Origin of the sequence: Pseudomonas sp. 02C 26 (genome assembly GCF_002843585.1) — a bacterium.
GTDB classification, from domain to species: domain Bacteria; phylum Pseudomonadota; class Gammaproteobacteria; order Pseudomonadales; family Pseudomonadaceae; genus Aquipseudomonas; species Aquipseudomonas shirazensis.
Genome location: NZ_CP025262.1, coordinates 3,307,840 through 3,328,045, shown reverse-complemented (window position 1 = coordinate 3,328,045; position 20,206 = coordinate 3,307,840). Strand labels below are relative to the sequence as shown.

Below are 20,206 nucleotides of genomic sequence, written 5' to 3'. Positions count from 1 at the left end.
TTCGAAGCTCCGATCAGTAATTGCTCAGCTGGACCTGTTTGACCAGATCTTCATAAAGGTGCGCATAGGGTTCGACCGCCTGACACCAGTTGAATGGCTGGGTCATCGACAGGCAGCGCATGGCATGCAGCAGGTCTTTCTTGCCATAGATATAGAAGGCGCGGCTCAGCGCCTCGCGATAGCTGTCTACGGTGGATTCGTTGAACAGGAAACCGGTGACGCCATTGTCGATGGTGTCGGCCAGGCCGCCGGTATTGCGCGCCACCGGCAGCGAACCGAAGCGCTGGGCGTACATCTGGCTCAAGCCGCAGGGTTCGTAACGCGATGGCATCAGCAGGAAATCGCTGCCGGCGAACATGCGCCGGGCGTCGGTTTCGTTGAAACCAATGCGCACGCCGATCCGGCCTGGGTGACGCAGGGCAAGCTCGCGCATGGCCTGTTCTTCTTCCGGCTCGCCGCGGCCGATGATCGCGATCTGGCCGCCTTGCTCGACGATGAAGTCGGCAACGGCCAAGGTCAGGTCAAGACCTTTCTGGAACACCAGGCGCGAGACCACCGCGAACAGCGGGCCGTCGGATGGCTCGAGTTCGAACAGCTCGCGGACCTGCGCAGCATTGCGCGCCTTGCCGTCCCAGTCGTTGATGCTGAAGTTGTGCACCAGGTGCTTGTCGGTCGCCGAATCCCAGCTTTCGTCGATGCCATTGGGAATGCCGCCAAGCAAGCCCTGTTGCGCCTTGCTGGCAAGGAAACCGTCCAGGCCACACCCGAACTCGGGGGTGGTGATTTCCTTGGCGTAAGTGGCGCTGACCGTGGTGATGTGGCTGGAATAAGCCAGGCCGGCCTTGAGGAACGACAGCTTGCCGTAGAACTCCATGCCTTCCTGCTGCATGGCATGATCAGGGATCGCCAGCTCCGGGCTGCAGCCACGGTTGTACACGCCCTGATAGGCCAGGTTGTGGATGGTGAACAAAGTTGGTGTCTTCAGACCGCGCCAGTGCATGTACGCCGGTGCCAGGCCAGCCGGCCAGTCGTGGGCGTGGACCAGCTCCGGGGTCCAGTGTGCCAGGCCCTCGCCAGCAGCGATTTCTGCTGCGGCCAAGCCGAGGCGGGCGAAGCGAATATGGTTGTCCGGCCAATCGCGCCCGTTGTTGGCGCCGTAGGGCGAGCCTTCACGCTCATACAGTTCCGGGCAGATCAGCACATAGATGACCAGGCCATCGGGCAGGTCCATACGGCCGATCTTGCACGGCGGCAGAGCAGCGTGGCCGCCGAGTTCGCCAACGATATGGATCGGGTAGTCGCTGTCGACCACCTGCGGGTAGCCGGGGATCAGCACCCGTACATCGTGCAGGTGAGCCATGGCACGCGGCAGTGCGGCCGAAACGTCGCCCAGGCCGCCGGTCTTGACCAGGTCGGCGAATTCCGAAGTAACAAAGAGAACCTTGCGCTTGTTCGGGTTGTTCTGGCGCTCGGCACCAGGTGCCTTGCCTGCCGTCCCGCGCTCCATCTGCAGCGGCTCGCGGTTGTTCGGGTTGAAAGTACTTGCGTGTGGCTCGACAGCGGCACTGATCATTCTTCTCTCCATCCCTAATCTGGTCGGGTGGCTGGCACCCGTCGCATTGCTTCGTGTTGGGTTCTCTCTGGTCTAAACGGTGTAGTGCTATCCATGCTCGTGATCGTGCGCGCGGGCACTGCGCAATCGGCATACTTGCCAAAGGCGGTCGATCGGTCTGGGATGGCTTGACCAGGGCTGGTTTTTACCCTCGCCTGGCCTACTTACTTGCTGACCCACCGCCGTTTTGAAAAGTTCGACTTATTTGCGTCACTTCAAGACAGAGCAAATGGCGGGCCGGAATTTGAGTGTAGGAGAGTAGGTGATAAAAAGGTGACCCGCCGGTCACTTTCGTTATGAGGCGGGCCAGACGCAAACGTTGGCGTCTGTAGCGAGGTGTAAATGGCGAAGATCTCGACCATTTACGACAGTTTCATGTCATGGATGCAATGCGCCAGCGGGGTGCGCCTTGGATCTGGCGCACCGTGTTGGTGCGCCGCTTTGGGGTGATGTCGGTCGGTCAGTAGCGACGTGTGCTCATCAGTTCGTCGAGCACGCGCGGGGCAACACGAAATGGCGCCGACATATGGTCTTCGCCTGGCTCGATCTGGAAATCACTGCGCAGGCCGTACTGCGACAGCTGCTCCAGACGCAACTGCAGCGAGCGCGCGTCCTGGATCTCCTGGGGCATCTCGCGATCACCAATCAGCAGGCTCAGGCTGCTGTGGGTGAGGTCGATCTGACCGGCATGGGCACGCTGGGTGAACGTGCGCTCGTGTTCCAGCAAGTAGCGGTCCCGCCACCACAGGCTGGGGCTGATCGCCACGGCATGCTGAAACAGCGCCGGGCGGGTGAACAGGGTATACACCGCGAACATGCCACCAAACGAGTGCCCGACCAGGCTGCGTTGGTCTTGATCGACCTTGAAGCGGCTGTTGACCTCAGGCATCAGCCGCTTTTCGATGAAATCCAGAAACATGTCCTGGCCCCCCTGCGGCGGCACGTTGCGTTCGGCCGGTTGCGGCGGAGACAGGTCGAAGGCGCGGCGCTCGAAGTCCAGCGGGGTGTCACTGGGATAACCGATCGCCACCAGAATCGAGCCGCGCAAGCGCTCCTGCGCGCGCTTGGCGGCGTGGAAGGCCGGGAAGTACGCGTTGCCGTCGAGCAGGTAGATCACCGGGTAGCCACCGGTCCACGGCACATCGCCTTCCGGCAGGCTGACCATGATCCGGTACTCGCGGCCTTCGGCGCTTTTCATCGTCCATTGTTCGGTGCCGTCCAGTGTCACCGGCGCGGCGTGTGCCAGCCCGGCAAACAACAGGGCGCTCAGGTAAATCCACAGTGTGCGCGTCATCAGTGTTCTCCTTACCAGCGATAGCTGAGGCTGGTGACCAGGCTGCGTGCCTCGCCGCGATAGCAGTAACCCTGCTGGCAATTGATGTAGCGCTTGTCGAGCAGGTTGCGCGCGTTGAAGCCCAGGCGCACGCCGTCCAGGTCGCCGGCAAAGTCGTAGTGCACGCCAGCGTCGACCAGGGTGTAGCCCTCGTTCTTCTGGGTGTTGGCGGCATCGCCGAAGTTGCTGCCGGTGTAGCGCGCACCCGCGCCCAGGCCGAGGCCGAACGGCAAGCGGTAGTCGAGCCACATCGAGGCCAGATGGCGTGGCACGTTGAGCGGTTGCTTGCCCTGGTTGCCGTCGTTGCTCTTGGTCACCTCGGCATCGTTGTAGCTGTAGCTGGCAGTCAGCTTGAGGCGCTCGCTCAGGTCGGATACCGCTTCCAGCTCCAGGCCCTTTGAGGTCTGCTCACCGGTGGCGATGCTGCGGGTCGGGTCGGCCAGGTCGCGGGTCAGTACGTTTTGCTGGGTCAGGTGATACAGCGAGGCGGTGAGCAGGGTCGAGCTGCCCGGTGGTTGGTACTTCACGCCCAACTCATATTGCTCGCCTTCGGTGGCCTTGTAGGGGCTGCCATCGGGCTGGCTGCTGCTCTGTGGCAAAAACGAGGTGGCATAGCTGACGTAGGGCGCGACACCGTTGTCGAACAGGTACAGCGCGCCGATCGAGCCGGTGGTGGCCGCGTCTTCGTCCTTGCGCTTGCTGCCGGCGAGGTGATTGCTGCGGCGTACATCTACCTTGTCACGGCGCAGCCCGGCCGACAGGCGCCAGCGGTCGATCTCGATCTGGTCTTGCAGGTACAGGCCGCTGCGGTGCTCCAGGCCGTCCTCGTCGGCCCAGGCCGTGTTCGGGCGCGCAACCGGCTGGTGGTAGTCGGGCGCGTAGCGATCGATCGAAGGCCCGGGGCCCATGGCGTACAGCAGGTCGGTTTCAAGCAGCGCATAGTCCCAGCCGCTGACCAGGGTGTGACGCAGGTTGCCGGTGTCGAAGCGGCTGACCAGGCGGGTGTCGGTCGACAGCGAGGTCATGTTTTCGTAGACGCCGACGGCTTGTCGATCGAGCACCGAGCCACGCTCCTGGAAGGGCTGCATGTACTGGTTGGTGGTGTCGACCTGGCCGTAGCGCAGGTTCTGCTGGAAGGTGAAGGTGTCGTTGAGGGTGTGCTCGAACTCGTAACCCAGGGTCCACTGGCGCTGTTCGAGTTTGTCGAAGTATTCATCGCCCTGCCAGAAGTTGCTCAGGTGCTCGCCTTGCTGGTAGAGCATCGGTGAACCGGCGGTTTCACGCTCCTGGTATTGGGCGAGCAGGGTGAGACGGGTGTCGGGGTCGATCTGCCAGCTCAGCGAGGGCGCGATCAGGCGCACGTCGTTGTTCAGTTGCTCGATGTAGTTTTCTGCATCGCGGTAGACGCCGACCACGCGGTAGAGCAGGTCGCCTTGTTCGTCCAGGCGCCCGCCGAGGTCGAACTGGCCTTGTTGGTGGTTATAGTTGCCGGCCTGGATCTGCACTTCGTTGCGTGCGTCCAGGCTCGGGCGTTTGCTGACCCTGTTGACCATGCCGCCGGGGCTGATCTGGCCGTACAGCACCGAAGCAGGGCCTTTGACCACTTCGATGCGTTCCAGGTTGTAGGCTTCGGTCTGGTACAGCGACAGCCAGCCGCTGCCGGGTTGGCGCAGGCCGTCGAGGAAGTCGGCGGACATGGTGGTTTCGAAACCGCGCACGCTGATCATGTCAAAGCGCGGGTCCAGGCCCGAGCTGCCCACACGCACGCCGGCGGTGTAGGCGACGGCGTCTTCGACGCGGTCGACCTTGCGGTCGGCGATCTGCGCGGCGGTGACGACACTGACGCTTTGCGCGGTTTCGAGGATCGGGCGGTCGGTCTTGGTTGCGCTGCTGGCGTTGCTGGCGTAGTAGCCGCTGACCGGGGCGAAGGCGCTTTGGCTTGCGTTGGCGTCGATGTTGGTGGGATCGAGTTGCAGGCTGGTGTCGGTCGCGGTGGGCAGGATGACGTAGCCGGACTGGGTTTTGTGCGGGCTAAGGTTGGTGCCCTGGAGCAGGCGGGCGAGGGCTTCGTCGAGCGTGCCGCCTGGCTGGGTGCCTTGGGTTGTGAGGTTTTGAACGGTTTGTGGGGAGAAGGAGAGGGTGATGCCCGAGCGTTCGGCGAAGGTGCTCAGGGCTTGGGCCAGCGGGCCTGGGGGGATGGCTGGCGCGGTTTTTTCGGCGGCGCTGGCGCTGCTGGCCAAGAGGGTCAGGGCCAGGGCCAGGGCGGTGGGGAGGTTGCTGCTGTGGGGTGGCATTGGGGTGGTCCGTTGAAGGGGATATCTTTGCTAACCGGATGAGGTGGGGAAGTCCGACAATTTTTTCTGGCGGCTTCGGTTATTTGTGGTTTGTCCTCTGTCTCTGTGGGCTTATCCGTTTTCTGTGGTGGCTGTTAGGGCCCCTTTCGCCCTTACGGCGAGTCACTTTTTTGGCAAACGCCCCAAAAAAGTAACCAAAAAAGGTCTTGGCTCCACATCCGGCCCCTTCGCTGCGCTGCGGGGTTCCCTCGCTCCGGTCTTGCTCCCGGGAGGACCGCGCTGTACGGGCCATCCTGGCCCGCAGCGCTTGACGGGCATCCATGCCCGTCACCTCCCTTCGCAAGACCTGCGCTCGGCCTCCTGAGTCGCCGGTGGATCAAGAGCAAGATCAAGAGCACGCCTCGCTGCGCTGGCGCAGATCAAGGGCGGGGCCGCAAAACGGCCCCAGCTTTTGACCTTCGCTTTTGATCTGCGCCAGCGCAGCGAGGCGTGCTCTTGATCTTGATCTACCAGCGACCTCAGGAGGCCGAACGCAGGCATTGCGAAGGGAGGTGCCGGCCATGGATGGCCGGCAAGCGCTGCGGCCCAGGATGGGCCGTACAGCGCGGTCCTCCCGGGAGCTATGCCGGAGTGAGGGGACCCCGGAGCGCAGCGCAGGGGCCGTATGTGGGAGCGAGCCCTTTTTTGGTTACTTTTTTGGGGCGTTTGCCAAAAAAGTGACTCGCCGTAAGGGCGAAAGGGGCCCGCACTGCCACAACAGAAAATGGATAAGCTCACAAAACAAGCAGCAAACTACAAACCACCGATCAAACCGGCACAACCCGAACCCACCACCGCGTCCGCTCCACCACCCTGACCGGCAACAACCGCTCGATATTGCCCAACAACCCCTCAGGGTCATCCAAACGAAACACCCCACTCAATCGCAGCCCGGCAATCCCCGCATCACACCCAAGCCACCCAGCCCGATACCGCCCAGCCTCGGCCAAAAACTCCCCAAGCCCCACATCACTGGCAACCAACACCCCCCGACTCCAACCAAACGGATCGATCCCCACGCCTGCCAACGGCCTGACCCCTCCGCCATCTACCGCCACCCCATCCCCCGCAGCCAACTGCTGCACCCCGCCAGACCCGCGCACCAGCACTTGTCCGCGCGCCACATGCACCTCAGTGAACCCAGCCCGCTCCCGCACCACCGCCCGCGCTCCGCGCCCTTCACAACTGGCGAAGCGGCAACCGACAACCCAGCTAGGCCCATCCAGCAACACTTCACCCGAACGCAGCAGCACCCGCCCAGCTTCGATATCCACTGCACTGTCAGTGTTCAACAGCACCTCACCACCAGCGGCCATCGGCACCCGTCGACGCTCCCCGGTGGCCGTAGCAAAGTCACTCCGCCAGCCAGGTGCGGTATGGCTCAACAGCAACGCGCCACTGCCAACCGCCAAACCCACCCCAAGCAACGACAGCATCCGCCGTCGACCCACATCAACCTCGGCCCGCCGTAACACGGCCGAGGTCTGCGCTGCATCCGGTAACCGCCCAGGGTCAAACTGACCAGCCAACTGGCCCAAGCGCAGCCAGGCCAACTCATGCCGGCCATCGCGCTGCCGCCACGCCATTAGCTGCGCCTGCAACTCGGGGTGGTGCGGCTGATCGCGCAGGCGCATCTGCCACTCGATGGCCTTGCACACGATCGCCTCCGGCAACCGCTCCGCGCTGGCGCTCACAGGGCGTCCTCGAAGCACACCCGATAGCAGTGGAGCAGGGCGCTGGCTACGTGTCGCTCGGCCGTGCGGCTGGAAATACCCAACTGCTCGGCCACTTGCACGTGGGTCAGGCCGCTCAGTTGGTAAAGCAGGAATGCCTCACGCACGGCCGGCTTGAGGCCGTCGAGCATTTGCGCGATGCGTTCCAGACATTGCAGCGCCTCATGGCGTACTGCAGGGGATGGGAAACTGGCCTCTGGCTGCAGGGCCAGGGTCTCAAGGTAGGCGCGTTCCAGTGCATCGCGGCGCCAGTGATCGATCACCAGGCCGCGGGCGATGCGGGCCAGCAATGCCCGCGGGGCGCGGTCGCTGATTGGCTGGTTACGCACCAGCAAACGCACGAACGTGTCCTGCGCCAGGTCGGCAGCCTGCTGCGAGCAGCCCAGCGAACGCCGCAGCCATGCCTGCAGCCAGCTGCGCTGGGTGCCGTAGAGAACATCAAGAGGGATGATCGAATCTGTTTCATGCAGCGACATGCGACGCCCCTGGCAGACAGGCACAGTTGAATTGAGGACCGGGCGCAAGATAAAAGCGAATGGTTCCCAATTCAACTTATTTATTGTCTGCTGCGCAGCTCTTTTGGCGCCCGCCTGCCGTGCCCTGCCAAGCCTGGTACAAGCTTCAGTCAGCAGGCAGCAGCGAGGAATGATGATGGCTGATCAGCCACTCGCTGCCGGTCCAGTCGTAGGTAAAGGTATAGCGAGCGGCCACTTGCTTGCCGGTCGCCGCAAAATCGAATGTGTACAGCCCGGCCAGTGACGCCTGGTTGCAACCGATGCTGACATGGTGACTATCGAGCCTGCCGGATGGGCGGTCAGCAAGGAAATGCTTGAAGTAGTCAACACGCTCGGCAGTGCTCAGCCGCGGCAGACTGGACACCGTGGGTAGCAACAGCGCGTCTACTGCATACAGCCTGGCCACGGCCGCGGGATCACCGCTCTGCAAGCTGGCATTCCACTGGCTGAACAGCGACAGCACGTCATCGTCGGCAACGGGCTGGCACTCTTTGGTTGCCGCGGTCGCGTATGCAGGCAGGCACAGGAAAGCTACAGATAGGTAAAGGCAGGGGCGGTTCATGCTGAAACTCCTTGGAAGCAGGCCGCCGGGTGGGCCTGCGAGGCTTCCAAGGTAGAAACAACTACGTGCGATAAATGTAGGTAAAGGGTCTCAGCTAATGAGGGACTTTTCGCTGTTTTTGCCCTGCTCAAGCTGCAGGCTCAACTGTGCGACCTGTTGCAACAGCAGGTCACGCTCTTCCTTCAGACGACGCAGTTCATCACGGCGAACGGAAACAAAAAGGGTCTGGACAGGAGTGTTTTGCATCAAGGTACCCATTGCACACCTCGCAATTGGCTAGTGACATTCTAAGCGTAGCCGCTCATACGGCGCGCATTCTGAATTCTTTCTGCGAGCTTGGGAACTTTTTTGTTTATGGTTGTCAGGCCGTTCGTCGCTGAACCCTTTGCCGATGAGCTGGACTAATCTGAAAACCTGAAACGCCTTGTTATCTATTTCTGAGGGGAGCGACGCCACATGCAATTGGGAATCGTCGGGCTGGGCCGCATGGGCGGCAATATTGCAAGACGGCTGATGCGTGCCGGGCATCGTACCGTGGTCCATGACCGCAATCGCGACGCGGTCACCGCCCTGGAAAATGAAGGCGCCCAGGGTGCCCACGACCTGGGCGCAATGATTCAAAAACTCAAAGCTCCGCGCGCCGTGTGGGTGATGCTGCCAGCCGGCGAGCCGACCGAGCAGACCATCCGCCAGCTGGCCGACCTGCTCGAGCCAGGCGATGCGATCATCGACGGCGGCAATACCTTCTACAAGGACGACATGCGCCGCGCGGCCGAGCTGTCCCAGCGTGGCCTGCATTATCTGGATGTCGGTACCTCCGGCGGCGTCTGGGGCCTGGAGCGCGGCTATTGCATGATGATTGGCGGCGAGAAAGACGTGTTTGAGCGCCTGGAGCCGCTGTTCAGCGCACTGGCCCCGGGTGTTGGCGAGATCCCGCGCACCCAGGGCCGCGAAGGTGAGCACGCACGTGCCGAGCACGGTTACATCCATGCCGGCCCGGCAGGCTCCGGCCACTACGTGAAGATGATCCACAACGGCATCGAATACGGCTTGATGCAGGCGTATGCCGAAGGCTTCGACCTGCTGCGCAGCAAGGGCGGTGATGAATTGCCCGAGGCCGAGCGCTTTGACTTGAACGTGGCAGAAATCGCCGAAGTCTGGCGCCGTGGCAGCGTGGTCACCTCGTGGCTGCTCGACCTGACCGCCGACGCGCTGGTCGCCGACCCGGCCTTGGCTCAGTTCAGTGGTTCGGTGTCGGACAGTGGTGAAGGCCGCTGGACCATCGACGCTGCCGTCGAGCAGGCCGTGCCGGTACCGGTATTGTCCAGCGCGCTGTTTGCCCGCTTCCGTTCACGCCAGCAGCAGGGCACCTTCGGCGACAAGGTCCTGTCGGCCATGCGCCTGGGCTTTGGTGGGCATGTCGAGAACAAGCGCCCATGAGCCAAACGAAGATACCCGCAGCACCGCCGTGCACGTTGTTCCTGTTCGGCGCCAATGGTGATCTGGTCAAGCGCCTGCTGATGCCGGCGCTGTACAACCTCAGCCGCGACGGCCTGCTCGATCGCAATTTGCGTATCGTCGGCGTTGACCACAACGCCGCCAGCGCAGACGAGTTTGCCGAGCGCCTGCACAGTTTCATGGCCAACCGCGAGCAGGGCGAGGGCGCGCCCAAAAATCTCGATGAAAAGGTCTGGGCGCGGCTGGCCAAGCGGCTGGATTACCAGACCGGTGATTTCCTCGACCCGGCCACTTATCAGGCCCTGGCCAAGCGCGTCGAGGGCACCCGCCATGGCAACGCCATCTTTTATCTGGCCACCTCGCCGCGATTCTTCCCTGAGGTCGCGCAGCGGCTGGGGGAGGCGGGCTTGCTCGATGAGTCGGCAGGGGGCTTCCGCCGGGTGGTGATCGAAAAACCGTTTGGCACCGACCTGGCCAGCGCCGAAGCGCTCAACGCCTGCCTGCTCAAGGTCATGCATGAACGACAGATCTACCGCATCGACCATTATCTGGGCAAAGAGACCGTACAGAACATTCTGGTCAGCCGCTTCTCCAATGGCCTGTTTGAATCGTTCTGGAACAATCACTACATCGACCACGTGCAGATCACCGCTGCCGAGACCGTCGGCGTCGAGACCCGTGGTGCGTTCTACGACAACACCGGGGCGCTGCGCGACATGGTCCCCAATCATCTGTTCCAGCTGTTGGCCATGGTCGCCATGGAGCCACCAGCTGCATTCGGCGCCGATGCGGTGCGCGGCGAAAAGGCCAAGGTGATCGGCGCCATCCGTCCCTGGTCGACCAAGATGGCCCTGAAGAACTCGGTGCGCGGCCAGTACAGCGTCGGCAAGCAGGGCCGCAAGCGCGTGCCGGGATACCGCGAAGAAGCCAACGTAGCCCCTGACAGCCAGACCGAAACCTATGTCGCCTTGAAGGTGATGATCGACAACTGGCGTTGGGCTGGGGTGCCGTTTTACCTGCGTACCGGCAAGCGCATGAGTGTGCGTGACACCGAGATCGCCATCTGCTTCAAGCCGGCGCCGTACGCACAGTTTCGTGAATCGGAGCTGGAGCGGCCCAAGGCCAACTACCTGAAAATCCAGATCCAGCCCAATGAAGGTATGTGGTTCGACCTGCAGGCCAAGCGCCCGGGGCCGGAGATGATCATGGAGAATGTCGAGCTCGGCTTTGCCTACAAGGACTTTTTCAAGATGCCGCCGGCCACCGGCTACGAGACGCTGATCTACGACTGCCTGACCGGTGACCAGACGCTGTTCCAGCGCGCTGACAACATCGAAAACGGCTGGCGTGCCGTACAGCCGTTTCTCGATGCCTGGGCCAGCGAGAGCAAGGTGCATGAATATCCCGCCGGCGAGGATGGCCCGGAAGCGGGCAACGAGCTGCTCAGCCGTGACAAGCGCGAGTGGCATAGCCTTGGCTGATGTTGCCGGGTCGGTAGAACTTTTCGGTGATTTAACCCGCCAAACCTGTTCAACCCATGCCAAGGAGTTTCAATGCCAGCCCCGATCGAAGACTACGCTCTGCTCGGCAACTGCCGTAGCGCCGCCTTGGTCAGCCGCGACGGCTCGATCGACTGGCTATGCCTGCCGCGCTTCGACGCCCCGGCGGTGTTTGCCGCCTTGCTCGGCAACGAAGAGAACGGCCGCTGGCGCCTGGCGCCCTCCGATCCGGTTGAGAGCAGCACGCGCCAGTACCTTGAAGACAGCCTGATTCTGGAGACGGTGTACAGCACCGCCAGCGGTCGGGCGCGGGTGCTTGATTTGATGCCGCTGGGTGACACCAACTCGGTGATTCGCATCGTCGAGGGCCTGGCTGGCGAAACCAGCTTCGAGATGGATCTGGTGCTGCGTTTTGATTATGGCCGCAGCGTGCCGTGGGTGGAAAAGATCGACCCGCTGACCCTCAGCGCGGTGGCTGGGCCCGACCGTCTGATTCTTTCCAGCAGCGTCGCCACTCATGCCTGGGATCACCATACCGGTGTGCGCTTTCGCGTAGCTGCCAGCGAGCGCCATGTGTTCAGCCTGCGCCATCAGCCTTCGCATCTGCCGGTGCAGCCCGACTGCGACCTGGACGAGGCATTTGCCCATACCCTCAACGAGTGGCAGACCTTTGCCGGCCGCTGCCCCGACGTTGGCCGCTATAGCGCTCAGGTGCGGCGTTCACTGATTACGCTCAAAGCGATGACCTATGCGCCAACTGGCGGCATCGTCGCGGCGGTGACCACCTCGCTGCCAGAACGGGTCGGTGGTGAGCGCAACTGGGACTACCGATATTGCTGGCTGCGCGATGCGACCATGACCTTGCTGGCATTCATGAACCTGGGCTACTTCGACGAGGCGCAAGCCTGGCGCGAATGGCTGCTGCGTTCGGTGGCGGGCAACCCGGAGCAGATGCAGATCATGTACGGGCTGGCCGGTGAGCGCGATCTGCAGGAGTACGACCTGCCGTGGCTGGCGGGCTATGAGCACTCTCAGCCGGTACGGGTCGGCAACGCTGCGGCCGGGCAGCATCAGCTGGATATTTATGGCGAAGTTGCCGATGCCATGACCCAGGCGATCAAGGGCGGCCTGCCGCGCCATCCCCGCAGCGCGGCCATTGCGCGGTTGATTCTGCCGTATGTGGAGAGCATTTGGCGCGAGCCCGATGAGGGTATCTGGGAAGTGCGCGGCGGCACTCAGCACTTTGTGCACTCCAAGGTCATGGCCTGGGTCGCCTTTGATCGTGCCGCCAGCCTGGCAGAAACCACCGAGGAAGAGGTTGAGCGCGGCCAGCATTACCGCAGGGTAGCGGACGAGATCCACCGTGAAGTCTGTGCCAACGGGCTGGACCCGAGTGGCGAGTATTTCGTTCAGGCCTATGGTTCCAGTGAAATGGACGCCAGCCTGCTGCAGATTGCCCTGACCGGATTTTTGCCCGCCGACGATCCACGTTTTGTGCGCACGCTTGAGCAGATCGAAAGCCGGCTGTTGAAGGATGGCTTGCTGCTGCGTTACGACAGTGAGAGCGGCGGCGATGGGCTGTCGGCGGGCGAGGGGACGTTCCTGGTGTGTTCGTTCTGGTTGGCTGATGTGTACGTGTTGCAGGGCCGTCACGAACAGGCCGAAGCGTTGTATCAGCGCCTGCTCGGGCTGTGCAACGACCTCGGCCTGCTGGCCGAGCAATATGAGCCGACAGCACAGCGCATGCTCGGCAACTTCCCACAGGCGTTCAGCCATATCGGCATCATCAACACCGCGTTGAACCTGCACAAGGCACAGTGCCCGGCGCGGGCGCGTTGTGGTTGAATGTGGTCTTCAGGGATCTGCCTGTAAAGGATTTGCTCATGCATTCGCTGCACTGGCTCGAACAGCACATGCACCACTGCGCCGATATGGCGCAACGGCTTCACCAGCAATTCAGCTACGAGTATGCAACCCAGCCGCTTGCCGACTGGCAAGCGGAGTTTGCCGAGGGCCAGCGCAATGGTGACTGGAAATGCCTGGTCGCGCTCGAGCAAGGGCGCTTGCTGGGCGGCGCCTGCCTGGCAGCCGCTGACCTGCCTGAGCGACCAGACCTCGGCCCTTGGCTGGCATGTGTACTGGTCGAACCCGAGGCTCGCGGCAGGGGCCTGGCGGCGCAGTTGATCGAAGCGATCTGCGCTCACGCCAGCTCACTGGGCATCCCTCGCCTGTACCTGCACACCCACGACCAGAGCGCTTACTACGCCAAGCGCGGCTGGCAGGTGCTGGAGCGCTTTGAGGCCTGGGACAAGGAGCAGTGGCTGATGGCTCGCGATCTCTAGCGAGCGGGGTCATCCAGACTGAAAGATGCAATCCCGGTTAACTCAACTCCGGCATCGGCATGCCTAAGGCAGCCTCCGGCCGTGTTAGAAAGCAACTCCCAGTCGCCCACGGATCGCGCCGATGAACTCACCCGCCACCCCTCGATTCGGCGCCTTTTGCTTTGCCAGCTTCCTGCTCTCGATTGCCTATGGCGCGACCTTTCTGCTGTCGCTGCTGGTGCGCTCGTTCGGCGGTAACGAGCACGATGCTGGTCAGGTATTCGCGGTGGCCATGGTCAGTACTCTGATCGCGGTGCTGGTATCCGGCCACGTGCTGCAGCGCTTGGGCGCGGCCCGCTGTATTGCGCTGGGCGCACTGTGCCTTGTGCTCGCGTCACTGGGCTTCGCCATGGCGCCGGGACTGGGCCTGATGCTGATGGCCTGCGGTGCACTGCTTGGCATCGGCTGGGGCGTGTTCTACACCGTGGGGCCGATCATGGTCGCGGCGATGGTCGCGCCGGCGCGGCGCACGCACTGCTTTGCGCTGTTGTCCGGGAGCATGCTGGCCGGCATCGGCAGCGGCCCGTTGGCGGGCAAGTTGGCGGCGCTGGCGGGGCTGCCGGTGCAGGCCGCGTTCATCACTGCCGCGTTGACCGCAGCGCTGGGCGGTGGCTACTTCTGGCGCTTGGACGCGGCCACTGCCATCGCCCAGCAGCGCCCCAGCGAGCCGGTACAGATCAGCCTGCGCTCGGCGGCCGAGGTGCTGCGCTCGCGCTCGGCGTTGTCGATCGTGATGGTCGGCCTGGGTGGGGCAATCTTTGGCGGCATGGGCAGCTTCCAGACCAGTTACGCGGCCAGTCTTGGTCTGGACTATTCGCTGTTTTTCATCGGTTTCATGGGCGCCGCCATCACCTGCCGGTTGTTGATCGCCGGTTGGGTGGTCAAACGCAGTCCGCTGCCGGCCTCGCTGGCCTTGACCACACTCATGCTGATCGCCGTGCTGGGCTTTGCCAGCTGGGTGCATGACAGCTTCAGCTATGTGCTGGCTGCCGGCGTGCTGGGCATCGGCTACGGCCTGAATTACTCGGTGATCAATGGCCTGGCAGCCAATGAAGCGCCGCCGCACCTGACCGCGCAGGCGTTGCTGCTGTTCAGCCTGGCGTATTTCATCGGCGTATTCGGCTTCCCGTTCTTCGCTGGCAAGCTGATCAGCCAGAGCGGCGTCTCGGGCATGCTGTTCAGCGTCAGCGTGATCGCGCTGTTGGTCTGGGCGCTTGCAGCTGGCCGTTGCCTGCTGCAACGCCTACAGCGCAGCGCGCCGCTTGCCGAGTGAGTAACGCCGGCAAAACTGTTAGCCTTGACGGGTTTCAGTCGTTTTGGACAGGCCATGGCCAACCACAAGATCGAGATCCGCCGCCGTAACGTCGAAAAGATTCTGCACGCTGCCGAAAAGGTTTTCGCCGAGAAGGGCTTCGGCGCGACGTCGATGGGCGATATCGCCGAGCAGGCCGAGCTGCCGCGGTCCAACCTGCATTACTACTTCAACACCAAAGACGACCTGTACCGCGCCGTGCTGCAGGACCTGCTCGAGGTTTGGAAGCAGGACGCCCTGTGCTTCGAGCGTTTCGACGACCCGCGGGTGGTGCTGACCAGTTACATCCGGGCCAAGATGAGCCACTCGCGCTCGCGCTCGCTGGGCTCAAAGATCTGGGCTGAAGAGATGCTTCACGGCGCGCCGCTGCTCGGCACCAGTCTGGACGAAAGCCTGGTGCCGTGGGCGCAGTTGAAGGAGAACAAGATCCGTCGCTGGGTCGAAGAAGGGCAGATTCTGCCGGTCGAGCCGTCTGCCTTGCTGTACATGATCTGGGCCGCCACCCAGCACTACGCCGACTTCGGCTATCAGGTGACGTTGCTCAACGGTGGTGAGCCGCTGTCGGACATGGCCTTTGAGCGCGCCATCCAGACCGTAACCGGGGTGATCCTGCGCGGGATTGGCCTGGAGCCCTGAAACAGCTGCGCCGGGCTTGAGCCCGGCGCACTGTATAGCCGCTGTTCAGCCCTCAGCTGGCTTCGCGGTAGGGGTTGCGCGGGTCCTGGGTCCAGTTCAGATAAGGCTTGCCGGTGTCCTGCGGGACCATCTCGATACAGTTCTCGACCGGGCAGGTGATCTGGCACAGGTTACAGCCCACACACTCCTGATCGATCACGCTGTAGATGTGCGTGCCATCCGCCTTGACCGTGCTGTCGATGGCCTGGTGCGAGGTGTCTTCGCAGGCAATATGGCAGCGGCCACAACCGATGCAGGCATCCTGATCGATCTTGGCGATGACCTGATAGTTGATGTCCAGGTACTTCCAGTCAGTCGTGTGCGCCACCGCCTGACCGCGGAACGCTTCCAGGCTTTGATGGCCATGCTGATCCATCCAGCGCGACAAGCCGTCCTGCATGTCCTCGACAATCCGAAAACCATGCAGCATCGCCGCCGTGCACACCTGTACTGCGCCACTGCCCAGGGCGATGAACTCGGCAGCATCACGCCAGTTGCCAATGCCACCGATGCCGCAGATCGGCAAGCCGCGGGTCTGCGGATCGCGTGCAATTTCCGCAACCATGTTCAGCGCGATCGGCTTGACCGCCGAGCCGCAGTAGCCGCCGTGGGTGCTCTGATCGCCAACGATAGGGTGGGCGACCATGCGGTCCAGATCGACGCTGGTGATCGAGTTGATGGTGTTGATCAGTGACACCGCATCGGCGCCTCCGCGATGGGCCGCGCGGGCCGACTGGCGGATGTCGGTGATGTTCGGCGTCAGCTTGACGATCACCGGCAGCGAGCAGTAGGTCTTGCACCAGCGGGTGACCATCTCGACGTATTCGGGCACCTGGCCGACGGCCGCGCCCATGCCGCGCTCGGGCATGCCGTGGGGGCAGCCGAAGTTGAGCTCGATGCCGTCGGCACCGGTGGCTTCGACCAGCGGCAGGATAAACTTCCACGACTCCTCTTCACAGGGGACCATCAGCGACACGATCAGCGCGCGATCCGGCCAGTCCTTCTTCACCTGGGTGATCTCGCGCAGGTTGATCTCCAGGGAACGGTCGGTGATCAGTTCGATATTGTTGATGCCCTGCACCAGCCGGTTGGCGCCGAAGTGCGCCGAGTAGCGCGACGACACGTTGACTGCGGCCGGGTCTTCGCCGAGGGTTTTCCAGACCACACCGCCCCAGCCAGCCTCGAACGCGCGGACCACGTTGTAGGCCTTGTCGGTGGGTGGTGCGGAGGCCAGCCAAAACGGGTTGGGCGCCTTGATGCCAGCGAATACGATGGACAGATCGGCCATTTATGCGGCCTCCACATTGAGCATGAGTTGGGCATGGATGGCTTCAGCGGCCAGTTTGCCGTGTTGCACTGCCTGTACGGTGAGGTCCTGGCCGAGCGCCGTGCAGTCACCGCCGGCATACACGCCGGGTAGGCTGGTGCGCAGGCACTGGTCGACGCGAATGCGCTCGCCGTCGCGGGCCAGTTGCGCCGCCAGTGGGTCGCTCAGGCTGGTGTCGTCGAAGCATTGGCCAATGGCCTTGAAGATGGCATCGGCTGCCAGTTCGAAGCTTTCGCCGGTGTCGCGCAGGCGACCGTCGGCCATCTCGGTACGTATGAAGCGCATGCCACGCACGCGACCCATGTCATCCAGCAATACCGCATCGGGGCGCGCCCAGGTGTGCAAGCGGACCTGGTTGGCCTTGGCGATATCCTGTTCATGCTCGGTGGCGCCCATGTCGGCATGGCCGCGGCGATACACCAGGTTGACGTCGCGAGCGCCGAGGCGGCTCATCTGCACGGCCATATCGATCGCCGTGTTGCCCGCGCCGATCACCAGGCAGCGCTCTGCCAGCGGCAGTTGGCTGAGATCATCAGCCTGGCGCAGCTCGCGGATGTACTCGGTGGCTGCAAGCAGGCCTGGTGCCTCTTCGTCCGCCAGACCCAGCTGGCGCACAGCATTCAGGCCCACTCCGAGGAACACCGAATCATATTGCTGATGCAGCTCGGTGAGGCTGAGGTTGGCGCCCAGGCGCTGGCCATGGCGAATCTCGATGCCGCCGATGCCGAGCAAGAAATCAACCTCGCGCTGGGCGTAGTCGTCCACCAGCTTGTAGCGGGCGATGCCGTATTCATTCAGGCCACCGGCCTTCTCTTGTGCTTCGTAGACCACCACGTCATGCCCATGCATGGCCAGCCGGTGCGCGCACGACAGCCCGGCAGAGCCTGCGCCGACCACGGCAATGCGCTTGCCGCTGGCAGGTGAGCGCTTGAACGGGTGTTCACTGAAATTGGCATTGTCTACTGCGTAGCGTTGCAGCAAGCCGATCAGGACCGGTGCGCATTCCTGGGCGTTGTTGCGCACGCAGGCTTGCTGGCAGAGGATCTCGGTCGGACAGACCCGCGCGCAGCTGCCGCCGAGGATGTTCGCCGAGAGGATCTTCTCGGCGGCACCCTGCAGGTTGTCGTCGCTGATTCGGTGGATGAACGACGGGATGTCGATATCGCTGGGGCATGCGTTGATGCACGGTGCATCGAAGCAGTACAGGCAGCGGGCGCTTTCCACGGCAGCCTGGCGGGCGGTGAGGGGTGGGGCGAGATCGCCGAAGTTATCGGCCAGTTGTTCGGCGCCGGCACGCGGGCGCGGCAAGTGCTTCAGGGCATCGATCACGGTTGGAGCCTCTCTCTTTTTTTTGTCGGTACAGGCGGCGGTTACTCGCCTGGCCGGTCTGGGTTGATGGCAGACAACAGCAATACGGCTGCGCCCGGCCTCTCCCGGGCCGGTGCGCCTTGCAGGCTGAATCAGCGCTCGACGGGCGTGGGGCGCTGGTGCTCGGCGCGGCGGCTGAGCACTTCGAATACCGAGGGGTAGGCGGGCCGTTCCAGGTAGCGCCCGGCGCCGGTTTCGGCGCGCAGGTCACCGTCAGCCCAGACCAGTCTGCCCTGGCTGATGGTGTGGCTGGGGATACCGCGCACGGTGCGGCCTTCGAAGATATTGAAGTCGACCCGTTGATGGTGGGTCTTGGCCGAAATCGTCCGTGTGCCTTGCGGGTCCCACAGCACCAGGTCGGCATCGGCGCCGACGCGAATCGCGCCCTTGCGCGGGAACAGGTTGAAGATCTTCGCGGTGTTGGCCGAGGTCAGCGCAACAAACTCGTGCATCGACAACCGGCCACTGTTTACGCCGGCGTCCCAGAGCACGGCCATGCGGTCTTCGATGCCGGCGGTGCCATTGGGGATGCGACTGAAGTCATTGCGCCCGGCGCCTTTCTGGTCGGCGCAGAAGCAACAGTGATCGGTTGCAGTGGTGTGCAGGTTGCCCGATTGCAAACCGCGCCACAGCGCCTCCTGGTGCTCGCGCGGGCGGAACGGCGGGCTCATCACATAGCCGGCGGCTGTGGACCAGTCCGGGTGGCGATAGACGCTGTCGTCGATCAGCAGGTGGCCGGGCAGCACTTCGCCGTAGACCGGCTGGCCCTTGGCCCGGGCGTAGGTGATTTCGTCGAGTGCTTCGCGGGTCGAAACGTGCACCAGATACACCGGCGTACCCAGCGTCTCGGCGATGCGGATGGCACGGCTGGCGGCTTCACCTTCTACCTGCGGCGGGCGTGACAGCGGGTGTGCCTCGGGGCCGGTCATGCCCTGGGCCAGCAGCTTTTGCTGAAGGTGATAGACCAGCTCGCCGTTTTCGGCATGCACGGTCGGCACCGCGCCCAGTTGCAGGCAGCGCTCGAAGCTGGCGACCAGGGTGTCGTCGGCTGCCATGATCGCGTTCTTGTAAGCCATGAAGTGTTTGAAGCTGTTGACCCCATGCTTGGCCACCAGCTCGCCCATCTCTTCGGCAACCTGTTCGCTCCACCAGGTGATGGCGACATGAAAGCCATAGTCACTCGCCGACTTCTCGGCCCAGCCGCGCCAGGTATGAAAAGCCTCGAGCAGCGACTGCTGCGGGTTGGGGATGACGAAGTCGATGATCGAGGTGGTGCCACCGGCCAGGCCTGCAGCGGTGCCGGTGAAAAAGTCATCGCTGGCCACGGTGCCCATGAACGGCAATTGCATATGGGTGTGCGGGTCGATGCCACCAGGCATCAGGTACTGGCCACTGCCATCGAGGATCTCGCAGCCGGCGGGTACATCGAGGTTTTGCCCAATGGCCTGGATACGGCCATCGACACACAGGACATCGGCGGGGTAGCTCTCTTCGTGGGTGACCACGGTGGCACCACGGATCATCAGGGACATGCCGTCTTCCTCGCAGGCTGACCGGTCTTGGCCGGTTCTTGAAATTATCGTGCTGCCAGTAGCTGGAGGATATTTTCAATCCTGTCAGACCTGACAAGAATGAAATCTAGTTGTTGATCTACTATTGTTCAAGAAATATTTTTATAAGCATATATCGTTATTAAGCAGTTGATTTATAAGTATAAAAATCAAAATTCACCAAAATGGTGAGGCACCTCACCATTTTGACGCACTTGACAAGATGCCAATTTGGTCAAGATTTCTCATGCGAAATCAGATGTTTAAATCCAGCGATACACAGGCACGCCAGAGTGAAAATAAATTGCCTGCACCAGTTTGAAACCCGCTGCCGTGAATCGACTTTGACGTTCACCGGCCGCCACCACCGAGGGCAACACCGAACAATGACTTGAATGCTTTGCACAACAGCACGTTACCTGCGGCCGGCGGCGGCAAGCGAGACAGGCCTTGGCCGACTCGGCACGTTTATTGAGTGCGCCCGCAGCCAGGCCGGGCCGCAGGTGCAGTACTGCTGGTGGTACTCCGGCCATCGCATTAGCCCGATG

16 protein-coding genes are annotated in these 20,206 nt (G+C 62.8%); 6 read left to right on the top strand and 10 right to left on the bottom strand.

Features of this window, described 5'->3' with window-relative positions; translation table 11 throughout:
• Positions 1-13: 13 nt before the first annotated feature.
• From glgA to CXQ80_RS24850, 7 genes are all read right to left on the bottom strand, one after another.
• Positions 14-1,573, bottom strand: a complete 1,560-nt coding sequence (gene glgA / locus CXQ80_RS15240; RefSeq protein WP_101320916.1) for a glycogen synthase GlgA — start codon at positions 1,571-1,573, stop codon at positions 14-16.
• 499 nt (positions 1,574-2,072) lie between these two features.
• Positions 2,073-2,906: an alpha/beta hydrolase gene (locus CXQ80_RS15235; RefSeq protein ID WP_101320913.1), complete on the bottom strand. Its 834-nt coding sequence runs from the start codon at positions 2,904-2,906 to the stop codon at positions 2,073-2,075.
• 11 nt (positions 2,907-2,917) lie between these two features.
• Positions 2,918-5,239, bottom strand: coding sequence for a TonB-dependent siderophore receptor (locus CXQ80_RS15230; RefSeq protein ID WP_101320911.1), 2,322 nt, complete (start codon positions 5,237-5,239; stop codon positions 2,918-2,920).
• A gap of 806 nt (positions 5,240-6,045) precedes the next feature.
• Positions 6,046-6,972 (bottom strand): DUF4880 domain-containing protein, encoded by a 927-nt coding sequence (locus CXQ80_RS15225; protein ID WP_101320909.1) that lies wholly within the window; start codon positions 6,970-6,972, stop codon positions 6,046-6,048.
• The gene (locus tag CXQ80_RS15220) at positions 6,969-7,487 is read right to left on the bottom strand and encodes a sigma-70 family RNA polymerase sigma factor (protein WP_101320907.1); all 519 of its coding nucleotides are present in this window, start codon (positions 7,485-7,487) and stop codon (positions 6,969-6,971) included. The genes CXQ80_RS15225 and CXQ80_RS15220 overlap by 4 nt, the downstream gene beginning before the upstream one ends.
• A gap of 145 nt (positions 7,488-7,632) precedes the next feature.
• Positions 7,633-8,088, bottom strand: coding sequence for a DUF4440 domain-containing protein (locus CXQ80_RS15215; RefSeq protein ID WP_101320905.1), 456 nt, complete (start codon positions 8,086-8,088; stop codon positions 7,633-7,635).
• Between the two features lie 90 nt (positions 8,089-8,178).
• The gene (locus tag CXQ80_RS24850) at positions 8,179-8,346 is read right to left on the bottom strand and encodes a DUF6026 family protein (RefSeq protein WP_178080778.1); all 168 of its coding nucleotides are present in this window, start codon (positions 8,344-8,346) and stop codon (positions 8,179-8,181) included.
• A 198-nt stretch (positions 8,347-8,544) separates the two neighbouring features.
• On the opposite strand from CXQ80_RS24850, the gene gnd reads away from it, so the two are divergent.
• The 6 genes from gnd (at position 8,545) to CXQ80_RS15185 (ending at position 15,374) form a co-directional block, all read left to right on the top strand.
• The gene (gene gnd / locus CXQ80_RS15210) at positions 8,545-9,528 is read left to right on the top strand and encodes a phosphogluconate dehydrogenase (NAD(+)-dependent, decarboxylating) (protein ID WP_101320903.1); all 984 of its coding nucleotides are present in this window, start codon (positions 8,545-8,547) and stop codon (positions 9,526-9,528) included.
• Positions 9,525-11,027: a glucose-6-phosphate dehydrogenase gene (gene zwf / locus CXQ80_RS15205; protein ID WP_101320901.1), complete on the top strand. Its 1,503-nt coding sequence runs from the start codon at positions 9,525-9,527 to the stop codon at positions 11,025-11,027. The genes gnd and zwf overlap by 4 nt, the downstream gene beginning before the upstream one ends.
• Positions 11,028-11,099: 72 nt before the next feature.
• Positions 11,100-12,890: a glycoside hydrolase family 15 protein gene (locus tag CXQ80_RS15200; RefSeq protein WP_101320899.1), complete on the top strand. Its 1,791-nt coding sequence runs from the start codon at positions 11,100-11,102 to the stop codon at positions 12,888-12,890.
• Positions 12,891-12,928: 38 nt separating this feature from the next.
• Entirely contained in the window at positions 12,929-13,387 is a 459-nt protein-coding gene (locus CXQ80_RS15195; protein WP_101320897.1) for a GNAT family N-acetyltransferase, read from the top strand.
• A gap of 121 nt (positions 13,388-13,508) precedes the next feature.
• The gene (locus tag CXQ80_RS15190; protein ID WP_101320895.1) at positions 13,509-14,699 is read left to right on the top strand and encodes an MFS transporter; all 1,191 of its coding nucleotides are present in this window, start codon (positions 13,509-13,511) and stop codon (positions 14,697-14,699) included.
• 54 nt (positions 14,700-14,753) lie between these two features.
• Entirely contained in the window at positions 14,754-15,374 is a 621-nt protein-coding gene (locus CXQ80_RS15185; protein WP_101320893.1) for a TetR/AcrR family transcriptional regulator, read from the top strand.
• A gap of 52 nt (positions 15,375-15,426) precedes the next feature.
• Here CXQ80_RS15185 and preA read toward each other — a convergent pair whose 3' ends face one another.
• The 3 genes from preA to hydA all read right to left on the bottom strand — a co-directional run bounded on the left by preA (position 15,427) and on the right by hydA (position 19,640).
• Entirely contained in the window at positions 15,427-16,701 is a 1,275-nt protein-coding gene (gene preA, locus CXQ80_RS15180; RefSeq protein ID WP_101320890.1) for an NAD-dependent dihydropyrimidine dehydrogenase subunit PreA, read from the bottom strand.
• On the bottom strand, positions 16,702-18,069 hold the full coding sequence (locus CXQ80_RS15175) for an NAD(P)-dependent oxidoreductase (protein WP_101320888.1): 1,368 nt from the start codon (positions 18,067-18,069) through the stop codon (positions 16,702-16,704).
• Positions 18,070-18,200: 131 nt separating this feature from the next.
• A complete protein-coding gene (gene hydA, locus CXQ80_RS15170) occupies positions 18,201-19,640 on the bottom strand; it encodes a dihydropyrimidinase (RefSeq protein WP_101320886.1) in 1,440 nt (479 codons plus the stop codon).
• Positions 19,641-20,206 lie beyond the last annotated feature (566 nt).